9 protein-coding genes are annotated in these 14,840 nt (G+C 45.6%); all 9 read right to left on the bottom strand.

What is annotated here, in order from left to right; all coding sequences use genetic code 11:
- Positions 1-63: 63 nt before the first annotated feature.
- The 9 genes from HQN88_RS04420 to HQN88_RS04460 all read right to left on the bottom strand — a co-directional run bounded on the left by HQN88_RS04420 (position 64) and on the right by HQN88_RS04460 (position 14,795).
- On the bottom strand, positions 64-1,179 hold the full coding sequence (locus HQN88_RS04420) for a response regulator (RefSeq protein WP_173109030.1): 1,116 nt from the start codon (positions 1,177-1,179) through the stop codon (positions 64-66).
- Positions 1,180-1,193: 14 nt separating this feature from the next.
- Complete coding sequence (locus HQN88_RS38275; protein ID WP_173109031.1) at positions 1,194-2,882, bottom strand: sensor histidine kinase; 1,689 nt, start codon at positions 2,880-2,882, stop codon at positions 1,194-1,196.
- A 237-nt stretch (positions 2,883-3,119) separates the two neighbouring features.
- The gene (locus HQN88_RS04430) at positions 3,120-7,169 is read right to left on the bottom strand and encodes a glycoside hydrolase family 9 protein (RefSeq protein ID WP_173109032.1); all 4,050 of its coding nucleotides are present in this window, start codon (positions 7,167-7,169) and stop codon (positions 3,120-3,122) included.
- Positions 7,170-7,305: 136 nt separating this feature from the next.
- On the bottom strand, positions 7,306-7,707 hold the full coding sequence (locus tag HQN88_RS04435; protein WP_173109033.1) for a GDSL-type esterase/lipase family protein: 402 nt from the start codon (positions 7,705-7,707) through the stop codon (positions 7,306-7,308).
- Entirely contained in the window at positions 7,707-9,155 is a 1,449-nt protein-coding gene (locus HQN88_RS04440; RefSeq protein ID WP_173109034.1) for a hypothetical protein, read from the bottom strand. The genes HQN88_RS04435 and HQN88_RS04440 overlap by 1 nt, the downstream gene beginning before the upstream one ends.
- On the bottom strand, positions 9,118-11,340 hold the full coding sequence (locus tag HQN88_RS04445) for an AraC family transcriptional regulator (protein WP_173109035.1): 2,223 nt from the start codon (positions 11,338-11,340) through the stop codon (positions 9,118-9,120). Before HQN88_RS04445 ends, HQN88_RS04440 begins: the two co-directional genes overlap by 38 nt.
- 21 nt (positions 11,341-11,361) lie before the next feature.
- Positions 11,362-12,900: an ABC transporter substrate-binding protein gene (locus tag HQN88_RS04450; protein WP_173109036.1), complete on the bottom strand. Its 1,539-nt coding sequence runs from the start codon at positions 12,898-12,900 to the stop codon at positions 11,362-11,364.
- A 48-nt stretch (positions 12,901-12,948) separates the two neighbouring features.
- On the bottom strand, positions 12,949-13,851 hold the full coding sequence (locus HQN88_RS04455; protein ID WP_173109037.1) for a carbohydrate ABC transporter permease: 903 nt from the start codon (positions 13,849-13,851) through the stop codon (positions 12,949-12,951).
- 11 nt (positions 13,852-13,862) lie between these two features.
- Positions 13,863-14,795, bottom strand: a complete 933-nt coding sequence (locus tag HQN88_RS04460; protein ID WP_274320549.1) for an ABC transporter permease — start codon at positions 14,793-14,795, stop codon at positions 13,863-13,865.
- Positions 14,796-14,840 lie beyond the last annotated feature (45 nt).

Below are 14,840 nucleotides of genomic sequence, written 5' to 3' on the forward strand. Positions count from 1 at the left end.
ATACAGGTAAGGATGAAATAAAAAGTCTGAAGGATGTCTCGTGTTTAGGATGAACTCCTGTAATCAGGTGGGGTATTTGTTCGATCTTTCGTGATCAATTCTCCCTATGGTTTGGAATTGTGCTCGAAATTCGGATGGGAGCAACCGCGTTTGCTCGTAAAAAATTTGCGAAAAATACTTAGAGTCGCCATATCCAACAGCATTGGCAATCCAAGTTACAGGCCGATTTGTTTCGCATAAGAGCCGTTCAGCTGCACGGATTCGTTCTTGCCGGAGATAATCGTTGAAGGTTGACCCTGTTGACTTTTTAAAGCATTGGCTAAAATAGCTCCGACTCATATTCACATGTTCGGCAACATCTTCAGCATGCAGCGTTTCAGCTGTATGCTGGTGAATGAATACAACCGCCTTGAGCATGCAAATCATCGTTTTCGATAAATCTGTTGACTTGGTTACCTGCGAATAGATTAAAATCCGGTAGCGACGAATCCATTCCACTGCAGAACGGATGTCATCGATTTCAGACCAGAACCCTGTATCAAGCTGAGCGGCGATCTCGACTTGAGAGATCACACGCATGAATAACCCCTCTAGACGACGAATAGAACGATTTGATTCTATTGTTTGCGTGCATAAATGCTGAAATACAGCATCATTATACAACCAATAAAGTGAGCGCCAATCTTGTTCGAGCTTACGCCATTGCTCATCATCTCGAAGTATATTCTCATCTTCAACCATATCATTCTGAACAGACTGCGTTGTCGTAGAGCCAGTCTTACCTATGTGCTGAGGAAAATCATCAGCCAGTTTATGCCGAATTCGATTGAGAATTTGCTCGTCATCTTCCAACTCTAGCCGAACTTTCGAAATATAATCGAGAACACCCAAGCGGTAAGCAGTCTGCACAGTTTCAAAATCTTCATGAAACGTAAGCATCACGGAACGCAAACTCGGATGCTTAATTCGTGCCGCCTGAATCAATTCTAACCCTGACATCACAGGCATGGAGATGTCGACAAACATGAGATCTACATCGTGCTGCTCCAGAAATTCCAAAGCTTTAGCACCATTGGCAGCTTCTCCAGCTACCTGCATACCATGTTTAGACCATGGCATGATGGATATGAGTCCTTTGCGCGCGAGTTTATCATCATCGACTATTAAAACACTGATCATATCTGTTTCTCCTTTCAATAGGGGAGATACATGATAACCGTTGTGCCTTGATTCGGAGTGCTATCAATCTGCAGCCGAGCTTTATCGCCGTAAAACGCTTCCAACATGGATCGCACATAGCGTAGTCCAATCCCTCTGCCCCCCTGCTGTTGATCTGGTGATTCGCGCTGTAGCAGTGCAAGCGTCTCCTCGCTAAGTCCTTTGCCATCATCGCGAATTGTAATCGTGATGATACCAGCTGCTTCGTCTGGCGTAATACGCACCTCCAGCTTGCCGTGTTCATCAAGGCCATGACAGACGGCATTCTCTACAACAGGTTGTAGAATAAACCGGGCGACAGGAGTGTCGAGATAGGTTCCTTCAGGAATATCCAAAGTGACTTGGAAATCATAGCGCTTTTGCTGTAGATCAAGGTAAGCGTGCATAACTTTCGTTTCTGTTCGGAGCGTTGCGGTTTCCTTGGTTTTCCCTAAATTGTAACTAAGCAAAAAAATTAATGTGGATACGAACTTGTCGATTTCAGGCTGTCGATGCATAACCGCAAGCCAACGCACGGAATTAAGCGTATTCATTAAAAAATGAGGGTTAATTTGATAAGCGAGCTTCTCTATTTCTAACTGATGCCGCCGTTTTTCCTTATATTCAACATCTATAATTAATTGCTGAATTTGTTGTTTCATTTTATTAAATTGATCAAATAGCTTGTCAAATTCGGAAATGCCTGTACGATATTGCATTGCGCCCATGTGGCCTCTACCCAGTGCCACCATTTCTGATTCGAATACCCGTAAGGGTCTGTTAATCAGTCGCAGCAGCAGCAAAGCGATCGATAAAAGAATAATAAGAGCGATTCCCAATATTAACAGCATATGATTTTTCCAAGTGTAAAATTCGTGGTTATAGCTCTCTACAGGCAGCATCAATGCGATATGATAACCGTAATCACTAATTAACTGATCCCAAATGTATCCTTTGGTTATACCGGAATTCCCTCCCAGAATTAAGTTCTGGCCGATTGAAAAAACATTAGGATCGCTACTGTACTTAACCTGCTCCTCTTGATCGCTCAACACAAGGACATACGGTAAATTTAAGCTGGATGAAAGTTTACTAATGTCCGTCGCGAGATCAGATTTGGCCTCGACATAAATCACTTGCTTCGTTCCGTCAGAAAAAGTGATTTCTCGTGTCACCGAGACAACTTGATTATCACTGAACCTACAAAGTGACAAATGTGGCGATTGATAAGTAATGCTCTCGTTGCCTGCCACATTGGGCAAAGATTGCATAGTGAAATCTTCACGCAAAGGCAGATTTGAATATAGAGGATGCTTCTCCTCGGGGTTATAATACATCACCAGCTCCATAGCCGGGTTAGAAAATGAGATGAGTCCGATGTTATTGGAAACGCTTAGCGAAAGTTGAAGTCTCTTATATAGATCGTCTGTGGAGAAATAGGTATCCATGAGGTTGCCGACATTGCCTTGAGGGGTCATTTGTTGTGTTACCTGGAGCAAATTATAATAAACTTGCGTAAGCTTCATCGATTGTTGGTACAAATCAAAGGCCATGTTGGTTTTAATTTTGTTTTGCTGCATCGTGTTTATCGCATTGTACGAGACAGCAGCCATTAAGATGGAACAACCCAAGAAACTCGATATCAGCGTTACGAGAATTCGTTTTCTAAGCGAAGTGCTGCGCACGTTCACCACCCCATAGTTGAAATACCTTTAGTATGTTAATTGTCCAAATACTTCCTTCTATTTCATCGCTATGAGTATTCGATAAGGATTGTATATCTCCTTCTTGTATTTGTGAAACACCAATAAGAGCTGCCTATCAACGTGCGTTCTACCCATAATCAAAAACAGCGAAAGCTTAGGACCTTATTTTCTCGTCCAAAGCTTCCGCTGTATTGTAATTAGATTGAGCGTATTTCCCTAATTTCGATTCATCAATGCTTGAACATCCAAATCGATCAAAGCGCTGTTGTACACGGTGACATCATCAATATCACCTGAAAAATTCGTCGAACCGAATATCGCCTTACCGATTTGGATAGCAGAACTACCCGTATTCAGTGTCGTGGTTCGTGACCCTTTCAGAACACCATCTAAGTACAGCTTCATCGTAGCACCATCAAAGGTCACAGCGACATGATGCCATTTGCCATCTGTATATGGATAGACCTGAGTCACCAAATTATTTCCGTTGCCGAAGAAGCCGATCTGTCCGCTGCTCACAGCGAGTTGTGACAATGCACTGCCGCTATTCGTTCCCCAGCTGAGCATGTAACCATTCGCTACGCTCTTCGTGCGGAACCAAAGTGCGAGTGTACGCGAGGCATTCACCGTAATTTGCCCCCAAGCGGAAGTCACATAATCGTCAGTGCCGTCAAAGTGCAACGCGGGATTATGCATCCCATTTACCCATGTCGGCCCATTTGTAAGCGTGCCCGTATATCCGTTGCCCGATGCATCCGCCGCCGATGTCCCGGTATTTTCGTTAAATGACCACTGTGCGAGCGGTGTTGGATTTGCCAAGCTTTTCACTTCGGCCGCTGTCAACGCGCGGTTAACCGCCATCGCTTGGTCTAGCGAGCCGCTGAAGTATCCTGTTCCACTGATAGAACGGCCTAAATTTAGATCGCTGACACCCGAGTTCAGCGTCGTGCTCTTGTTGTTTTTCAGCACGCCATCGAGATACAACTTCATTGACGCACCGTCGAACGTAACCGCCACATGGTGCCAATTACCATCTGCATAGCCAGTTAGTGATGTGGTCAAATCGTTGCTGCTGCCCAAGTAGCCAATCGTACTGCTGCTCACTCCCAACTGAGAAAGCTGATTGCTCGCATTCGTCCCCCAACTCAATAGCGTTGCGTTGGCGCTGCTGCTTGTTTTAAACCAAGTCGCCATCGTACGTGCACTATTTCCGCTAAGCTGCCCCCAACCCACTTGGACGTAATCATTGATTCCATCCAGCTGAATCGCACCACTAACCTTACCACTTCCCCGTGTTGGACCACTGACCAATGTTCCAATCCGGCCATTGCCAGACGCATCAAGCGTCGAGGTACCACTAGCCTCATCGAACTTCCAGTAACCATTAGTCGTGCTGGTAAACGTAGGACCTGGCTGCGATGCGGTCGATACGACATCCGTAAAATTATCGGTTGTACGGATGTAATAAGTATGACTGCCCAGAGGTAGCTTCATCGTATAATTGTAGAGCTTGCCGTCCGTGTAGCTCACATCGCTTGCATCCGTTTCCGTCATGTTGTGAATGACACCGTCAACGACGACTTGCACGGCAAACGGTTTTTGATTATTCGCATCCGAATATGTGACAGCGAACGTGTAATCCGTCGTCTCATCCCCTGTCATAGGGCTCAAGCTGACAGCCGTTAAGGTAGGCGCTGTTCCACTAGCAGTATTCAATGCAGTGATATCATCAATGAGTATTTCACCGTATGCTCCACCTGTTTGGTTCAACCATACTTCAAAATGAGCTTTCTTCTTATCTAGCGCGGGGAATGCATTTATATCAAACGTATACGTGGTCCACGTTGATGCAACATTCACCCATCCTGCGGATAAGGCATAGGTGGATACGCCATCATTTAGATTAATTTTGATTCGACTGCCAGCATAACCTGGATTTTTCATCACCACATTGACATAACGATAGCCAGACAAATCAATCGTGTCGTGCCAAGGTTCAAACTTGGCTTGCGAAGCTGAAGTTGAAGGTGTTTGCGTAAATTGCATCACGGTTCGGCTATCTACCGTCGTTAGGGCAGATGTGCCTGTGCCTCCAGATTGGTTATACCAGTTCGGCCAACCGAGACCAGATGAGCCCCATGTACCGCCACCACCAAAATTATCATAGAGCAGCGGATGTGAAGGATCTGGTAAAGGAGGCGCTACCGTAACGTGTGTGCTAGAGAATGACGTATTTCCCCATGTGTCTGTGCCCCGGATGTCATACCGTTTTATCGTATACGGCGCCAGTGTACTGACGTCCACAGTTGTGCTGTAGGCACCATTCGATTGCGTCATCGGCAAGTAACTTGTGCCTGATTTTAAATCAACGGCACTCATCTGGCGAGTAGGTTGTGCGAACAAGGTGACATTTCCTGTAACATAATCACCAATCGTCGGCGATGTAATCGGCATGGCCGCTGGATAGTTACCATTGTCTGAAGAGGAGCCGTTTAATTGAATCAGTCCCATAATGCTATACAACAGACCAACTTGAATAGAAACGCTATATTCATTGTATCGCCACTGATTCGTGTCGTCTGACCATAGCGGCCGATCTTGGTACCAAGGACTAACACTCGATTTATCCTTCGTATCTTTCATATTCGGACCACTGACCATCGCTCCAGGAATGACAACACCTGTAGACGCATGATTATAAATGTCTTCATCCAATCGTGTATGCAGATAGTCCACGTAGTCGGTTCCTATGCCTGAAACCCAAGAAATATTCCATGGATTGTTACCGAACACCCAGTACATCCCCTTCTGAATCGCCTGCAGTACAGCTGGATCGTGAAACAACTCATAATAGCGAACCATATCGCCCAAGAAGGACACATGCGGCTCGTTCACCCCAAAATTGCTGAACTGATCCAAGACACCATAGGGTGTGTCATCTGTGGAAGACAAGAAATAATCCGCCTGCTGCTTCAAAATGCCCTGAATGATCGTCTGTGTTGATGCATCCGCAACCGGATAAAATTCGTTCAGCGCCATTGGACGCATATCCCAGTAATTCGTTGAGGCAATATCGCTAAATGTTAATGTGCTAACGCGAGAAGCAGCTGAGGTTTTGTAGGAAGCCGTCCCTGTTAACAGATACATTTCCACTTCCGCCAGAAGCAATGGATTCGACAAACCACCGTTATTGCTGGTCGCATAGGAGCCTTGTGGTCCTGTGAGGTTTGCATTCGCATAATTATAAAATGTTACTGCCGCCGTCGCACAGTTTGCTGCGAAGGTTGTGAACTCCGCGACCTTTGAAGCATCGATGTACCCACCCGCCAGCGCGCTGTTAACCGCTCGTGCGGTCGCTGCGAGGGATGCTGCGGCTTTGGCTGACCCGCCAATGCCCAGATTGGCAAGCACGCGATCATCGCTCGTATTATTGATGTTATCCGTTGATTTCTCCGGATGCTTGAAGCCGGAGTTCGTCTTCTTATCATAGATTGCGCCGCCTAGCTGGTTTGCGAATTTGAGCAAATATTCACTGCCGAACCTCGCTTCATCAATCAAATCCGGCACGCCGTTCGCGTCGTTGTCGAACCTGACATTTGGCGCACTTGCGTTCCTAACGTACGCCAAAGCAATTTCCGCCGTCACCCACTGGTTACCGGCATATATGCCATAATCGCCGGCATCATACCAACCGCCAACAAGATCGTAATGTGTTGTGCCATCCGCAGACTTGGCATCATCCAAATGGCCAGCGTCATGGAACACTTTGGCGGATGGTGCTGTTGAGCTGTACCCTGTCGGATAAACATCTGCCGTCGCCACACCAGCGCGTTGAATGCGATAAAACGCCGTCATCTCATCCTTGTAGTTATCCCAGACGTTCGATTGAATCGGAAAAGCATAAGAAGAAATGGCGTTGCTTTTTACTGTGAAATTGGTGCCGGTCGTCTGTACCCCAGAGAAATCGATCGTATACACATGCTGATTCCATACAACACCTTTATCTACCATCGTACCACTGGCAACGACAGTTGTGCCATTCAGTACTTGATAAGTCGTGTCTGTTAAATCGCTTGTTGCGAGAACGGTCGCCGTCTTAAAGTCAGCGGAACTGTATCCTGCCTGACTTACTACGACTTGTGTGACGGTTCCCGCTGCATAACCAGTACTGGGGAAAGCGCCTCCAGAGAAGATGAGCGTTAATCCTAGAATTGTGGAAAGACAGCGTTTGCCGAACTGATGCGTAATAGCCCTTGTCAGTTTCATTACAAACCTCCTCAAAAATGATTAACATCATTAATTATTAGCATGGTAAATTACAATCATAAATTATGAGATGATCACGTTCAGCCACGCATCCGCGAGCAATGCATGCCCGGCTGGAGTTAAATGTACGCCGTCTTTAGACCAATAGGATGCGTCTGCTCGCGTACAAGCTGACATTAATAAACCATCCATCGGTATGTAACTTGTGGAGAATTCGCTCGAACTCATCCATCGACTGCGATTTATTTTCAGTGCCCGCCATCCTATTATCGTTTATTCCGACAAGGATGGAGACGACGCTTGGCTTCAGATTAAGGCAATCCGCTTCCCAGCGATCGCGCAATGCTTTCACTGTATGGCCTCCAAGTCCACGATTTAAAAAAGTTATCTGATGTTCGGGATGACGTGACGCATATTGGCTGGAAGCAAGATATACGTAGCCTTTGCCTGTATCCGTGTCTACCTCACGATTGCGCCCGGCATCCGTGATGCTGTCTCCTTGGAAAAGGACAGTATCTCCTTGTTTGAGGGTGGGCATTAACCTGACACCTCCTCTATCCGTCTGCGAAGCGTAACAGCAACTTGCTTCTTCGGTCCCATTAACTGGAGGCGGAACATGGCCACTTGATTTTCAATCAATTTGGCTGAAATTACATCATCACTTGCTTCGATCTCATAATCCTCTAAATTGTCCCAGTACGCAAGCCCGAATGGCATCGGCGGCCACGGCCCGATCTCGTAGACTAACTCAATTACTTCTTCAGTCTTCACGTAATGTGTCACAAATACGGGTGGCACAGGCTCTGAGAATTCCTCTTGCATATTCCATTTCCCAACATAGTTCCGCATCATCCGAGGCTTATTCTCACCTTTCAGAAAGGCCATTTGGCAGTCTTTGTCATAATAAAACAGCGTATCCGGCCAAGGTCCCTGTCCGACGCCTCCGAGCGTCATTGTATATTCGTTAATCTCCGGCTTAACCGGCGAATCACTCGTCAACATGTACGCTGGTGCAGTCTCTTCTTGCGAGTCGTGATACATACGTACAGCTTCCGGCAGCGTTGCTAGTGTAACTGGGAATTCACGCACGTACTGAAAAAACAACTCCTGCATGGCATCGCACGCTTCGACATGTGAGAACGGATATACCGCAAACGCCTCACTAACTTCCATCTCATGCGCCTCCTGATGCTGGAGGAAAAAGACGAGGTCATTCACAGCCGTTCCCCGCAAATAATCATCAAACAGATGTTTCCAGTAGTCAATATTTTCACCAGTGCATAGACCCGCTCTCAACACATCGTTGGGATCCGTAGAATACACACATGGACTAGTGGTATGATAGGACAAATTCAAATCTCGCGCGGTCCATTCGCAGGCAACAATTTGGCCGCGACCTTGATGAGGAATTTTATATCGTTCACGGTCGACGTACCAGAATCCCCAGGGCACTCCTTGGTTCGTTATACCATCCCACCACACCTGCTCCCAGCAATATCCCCACAAGCCTTGAAATCCTGCATCCTCGAGTACACTGATGACATCGCTGTCTACAACGCCAGATCCAGCAATTTTGGTCGTTGCCCATGGGAATGCTTCCTGGAGGCACTCCCACTCTGAATCCAGCAGCTCTCTCAGTTTTACCTTAGATTTGCTTGCATCTCTGTAATAATTCGGGCATTTCAGGATCACATCATCCCCATATAGGTCATGCCAAGCGCGAATGCGGTCCCCGAGTAATGGAATTGAACCGCTGTTCACAATCCAAGTAACGGGTATGCCGTACTTATGAGCCGTTCGGGCCGTACGATCAACACCTTCATCTGGGCTGCCATGGCCCCAATCCGTATCATAATGCGAAGCCATACTTACGTACGTATAAATCAGATTTTGTGGTTTCATAACGATTCCTTTCTTATATAGCGGTTTGTTGCCAGTCAAGTGTCGGTTATTGTGCCGCGTTTCGAGTTCGAAGTCGATACTCATTTGGCGTTATTCCCTGATATTTTTTAAACACCTTGCCAAAATAACTGTTGCTAGCAAAGCCAGTCTCCTCCGCAATAACGACGATCAACTTGTCGGTCTCGCGCAGCAGCTCTTGCGCTTTTTCCATGCGATACTCGTTAATAAAATCTGTCAATGTCTTTGAGGTATATTTCTTGATCAGCCGGCCCAAATAAACAGGGGACATATTCAACGCTTCAGCGATCGTGTCGAGGCTTAGATCCTCACGCATATATTGTGCAGCGATCATTTGAGTGATAATGCGAATCAGTTCGTCGTATTTGGCATTTTTCTTCTCGCCAAGCTTATCTTCGATTCGATCAAACAAGGCTGCAAATGCCTCCTTCATATCTGCAAGCCTTTCCTGCTCAGACAAATGGGCAAATAGATCATGAAACGGAATATCAAATTCATAACCAGAAGCCTTTTCAAGCGTATCAACGACCATATGAATCGCAAAAAACAACCGGAACACAGTGAGATGAAAGCTCTTATAAGAGTAGCCCTCCATCGTGTCCAACATCGTCATACAGATACTTCGAACGTCCTCCATATGACCCAACATTAAAGCGTCTGTGAGCTGCTCCTCTTTGTGCAGAGGGTACCGCAGTTGACGGACGTCCAGATCCTTCGCTTCAGCAAAATCGATGACAGAGCCCCAACCTGCAAATAGCCGATATTGCGATGCTGCCAGAGTCTCCATATACAAATCCCTAACACCGGCGATACGCGCAGTTAACGGTGATGACAGTACGGTCGTCACACTAAATTTGAGATGCGTGCGGATATTATGCTGAATCTCACGGACAATACCGGCTAGATTACCTGCTCCAAAACCTTGTAGAATAAGCACGATATGATCGTCACCAGCATCCACAGCTTCACATGCATCGTAGGGAGACAGCAGCTCTGTCGCTATGTTCATCATTGCAAAACGGAGCAAGCTCCGATCTTTAAAGCTGTACTGTGACGTAAATGCTTTAAATCCATCAATACGGAAAAGCATCAGTTGAATCGGCTCTGAGCGGTTTAACGCGATTCGTAAATTCGCATAAAGCGGCGTGCTATCTTGCAGTGACAGATGCTGCTCAGAGTTCAGCCATTTGCGTAAAAATTCTTGTTTTATCGTATTGGAGCTCTCATTAATCGCTTTATGCTGTTGCACAAGGAGCTTAGACATATCTGCTATCGGGCGGTTCAATATCCGCGAAGAGCCGTAGGACAATGAGAGCCCTATCAGCAATAGAATGATTGAAATGGCGATCGTGCGTTTCTTCATCGCTTCAACTTCATGCACCGCATCGTTATACGGTGTATAACGCACAAATTTCCAACCTAGTGAATTTGATGAATTAAAGGTCACCAGTGATTTCACACCGTCTACATCCCCAATAAAATGATCGGATGATTTCTGGGATTGCAGAATACGCTGCGCAAATGCTTGGCGGGATACGTCGCTTAGAATCTGATCATGGTAAACGCTGCTCACGAGTACGCCATTATTGTCCATAATAATAATGCTGCCGTTTTTCTTTTTATCCATAGACGTAATTGCCTTCTTCATCCACGAATCGGAAATGTTCAGAACAATTGCGTAACTGCTGCCTGGGCCAAGACGCTCGAAGTAAATAAATGTGTACACATTATGATCCATGTTGGCAAATTCCGTCGTATGCGGGATAACGCGCGTGTAGGGTTTCAAATTGTTCGCGGGATCAAAATTTTTGAGCAGCTGCGTAATGCCAGGATCACTGAAAAAGGATCCCGGCAGCAGTCCAGTTGTGTTGGTATAAAACATATCCAGCTTCTCATTATACAAGTAGACAGAATGCAAGAAAGGCATGGAAGCGATGAGACTGATTCGGTCGGAAACCGTTTTCATTTCAACAGCATCGAGTTGATTTTGATAAAAAATTTTAGGGATATCCTTATCCAACAGCACCTGCGATATGGCCATCTTGGCATTTTCCAACATCGCATCAGCTGTTGTGCTGATTTGAGAAAGTGATTCTTCCGCATAATCGAAGGTACGTTTTTCTTCAATCCCGACGAATTGCACGTAGAGGATGTAGGATACCGCAAGAATGACAATGGAAATCAAGGTAGACAGGAAAAACAAAAGTCTAGAAAAGTATCGACTTCCTTGCAAACGCTTACGGATATCCATGTACAGCCTCCCTGGAAGGTCCTACTTTTTCTTTGCTGCCTTCCACTCGTTATATTGCTTATTCATTTCTTGCATGACCTTATCAATTCCTGCCGCCTTTAACTTCTCTTTAAACTTCGGCACGAACTCTTCCGGATTGACAGAGCCTGTTTCGAGGATCGGACGGAACTCTGTCTCCACGTTTTTAATCGCTGCGACTTCTGTTTTCAATTGTGAACTATCAAAGTTAAAGCCTAAATTAGGAACAGCTTCTGACTCTGCGTTAAACTTTTTGAACTGCTCCCAAATATCGTCTGGCTCACCTGGCATTAAGTAGGTCAAGTATTGATTCCCGTATGCCCATGTTGTGTTCGGGTTATAACCGGATTTCTTGCCGCCTTCTGTGCTAGGTGCGAAGTCTATACGTTTATCACCTGTTTTCACGTAGTGCTTGCCTTCCATTCCACGACCAATCAGATTAATGAGCTTCTCATCCGTATACATCATGTTATAGAACATTAGAACGCGATCTGGGTTTTTAGAATTCGTCGGAATGCCCATCATGGAGCCTACGAGGTCATTCGTTGTCGTAATCGGTTTACCGAAGTTATGATAAACGAATGGCACGCCTAACTGATTTGAGACTTGTACGTCGACGTATGGCTTCAATTGACCAAAGCTGAACATCGATTTCGCTTTATCATCGTTGGTTGCTTTCAATACGGGAGCATCCTTACGGAGATAGCCAGCCTGGTAGTATTTATATAATGTTTTGAGCGTTTGCATGTAAGGCGCTTCATCCAGCTCTAATGTGTAAGCGGTTCCTTCTTTGTTCAAAATGACCGATTGCACCGGTGAAGCGTTCCATAAGTACCGTGTATTCACGTTTGGTATTTTGGAAGCACCTGCGGCGAATAATGGAGTTATGCCTGGCTCATTGTCTTTGATTTGCTTCAAATATGGCTCCATGTCTTCCAAACTATTGATTGTATTCAAATCGATCTTGTATTTGTCGACGAGCGCTTTATTCGCTGTGAATCCGAGCCAGGAGCCCTTCTCTTTGTACGCTGCAAGCGTATACACTTTACCGTTGATCGTGCTCGCTTCAAGGAATCCTTCGGAAAGCAGCTTTTTCGCATCCGGTGCAAGTTTATCCAGCTTATCAGTCAGATCCACTAAACCGCCTTTGCCCACGAGGGAGCTATAATTCATATTTCCATTCGAGGTGAACATCATATCGACCTTTTCCCCAGTAGCAAGCAACGCTGTCATTTTCGTATCATAATCGGCAAAAGGAATGATGTGCATTTTCAGCGTTGCATTAATTTTTGGCTGAATAATTTTGTTGATTTCGGCCTCAACTAGCTCGTTGTCCGGTTGTGGCCCTGTTCCAATGATGTACCAATCAATTACGTATGGCGAAAGCTCTTGTTTAGCGGGGGGCGTTGCTGCTGTACTTGTGCTCGTGCTTGTGTTGGATGAACTCACAGGTGTTGTTGTGTTCGAGCTGCTGCAGCCTGCAACAGTTACTGCGAGTGCCACGCTTAGTAATCCAAACCATGTGCGATTTCGTTGTACCAATGAAAACCCTCCTCATTTATCGTTTATATGCTAACCGGTATTCTGGGTTTAGCCTTTGACAGCGCCAATCGTAAGCCCTTTTACAAAGTATTTCTGGAAAAATGGATACGCCAGTACGATTGGCCCGATGCCAATTACCGCCAGCGCCATACGCAGTGTCAGTGAAGGCGGCGCTACTTGCATCACGGTACCGAAATGCTCACCGCTTGCACTCGATAAGTAATTGGCCATGCTTTGCGCTTTATACATCAGATACTGCATGTTAAGCAGTTTGTCATCGGTAATGAGCATAAGCGGCAGCCACCAGTCATTCCAATACACGATGGCATTGAATAGCCCAATTGTTGCCAGTCCCGGTAAAGATAACCTTAGAACGATTGAGAAAAAGGTGCGGAATTCTCCTGCTCCGTCAATTTTCGCTGATTCAAGAACAGCATCCGGAATCGTCGTCTGAAAATAAGTGCGCATAATCATGACATACCAACCATTGAACAAGTGCGGGATGATCAATGCCCAAATATTATTTTTCAAATGCAATATTTGTGTCGTAACCATGTACCAAGAAACTAAACCGCCTTGAAATAGCAGTGTAAAAACAACAAGAAATGTAAACAGCTTGCGGTAAGCAAAGTCGCGCCGAGATAATGGATAGGAGAATAAAGCAATGATAAGCAAGCTTGTAACAGTACCTACAAGGGTTGTAAAAATCGTCACGCCATATGCGTTCAAGATCATACGATTTTCCTGCCATAAATAGCGGTAAGCATCCATGGATAGTTTAGCGGGAATGAAACGATAGCCTTCTGCGACGATACTCTGTTCATTCGATATGGATACCGCAATAACGAGTAACAAAGGTATGATGCAAGTTAGGCTCATGGCAATAAACACAAGATGAATGACCGCATTCGTGGAAGGCGAAATGGCATTCATGCTGCTTTCGGCTTTCATGCTGATTCCTCCTAGAAAATCGCTTTCTCTTTATCGATTCTGCGTACGATCCAGTTCGAGAGGACCACTAGCACAAAGCCAACAAATGATTGAAATGTACTTGCAGCCGATGACATGCTGATATCACCGCTGTTCATTAATGCGCGATATACGTAGGTGTCGATCACATTCGTCGTATTGAAAATCGCGCCAGAATTAAGCGGCACTTGATAGAACAGTCCAAAATCCGCGAAAAACATACGTCCGATCGCAAGCAGCACCATTAAGATGATAACAGGTGATATGGATGGAATCGTAATGAAGCGGACTTGCTGCCACTTCGATGCGCCGTCAAGCGCAGCTGCTTCATAGTAATCATGGTCGATTCCGATAATAGCTGCCAAGTACACGATGCAGTTATAGCCGGCATACTTCCAAATGTTCACGAACACCAAAATGAACGGCCACAGGTTGGCTTCGCTGTACCAAGCGATAGGTGCAATGCCTAAAGGCTTTAAGATGGAATTGTTAAGGATGCCCATATCCACACTTAGGAAACCATAGAACAAGTAACTAACTGCAATCCAAGATAAAAAATAAGGAAGTAACAGCGTGGTTTGATACAATTTGGCTAGTTTCCGGTTCCTCAATTCATTAAAAGCAATGGCCATGAGTACCGCGGTACCCGTCCCTAATACGATAAACGCTAAATTATACAGAATCGTGTTCCGTGTAATTATGAACGCATCTGGTGTTTGGATGAAGAAAGAGAAATTCTTCAATCCCACCCAAGGACTATTAGCAAAGTTCTTTAGTAAGCTTCCGCCGGCATAGCTGAAATCCTTAAATGCAATCAAGATGCCTCCGATCGGCAAGTAATGGAATGCCAGCAGTAGTAACAATCCCGGTAGTGTCATAATGAGCAACGGTACGTTTCGGATAAGTACTCTTCCCCGTCTTCCCACATCGTCTCCTCCTTTTGTCGTGTTGGTCCCTTTGGGTTGATCTCA

The organism is Paenibacillus qinlingensis (assembly GCF_013204845.1).
GTDB lineage: Bacteria > Bacillota > Bacilli > Paenibacillales > NBRC-103111 > Paenibacillus_E > Paenibacillus_E qinlingensis.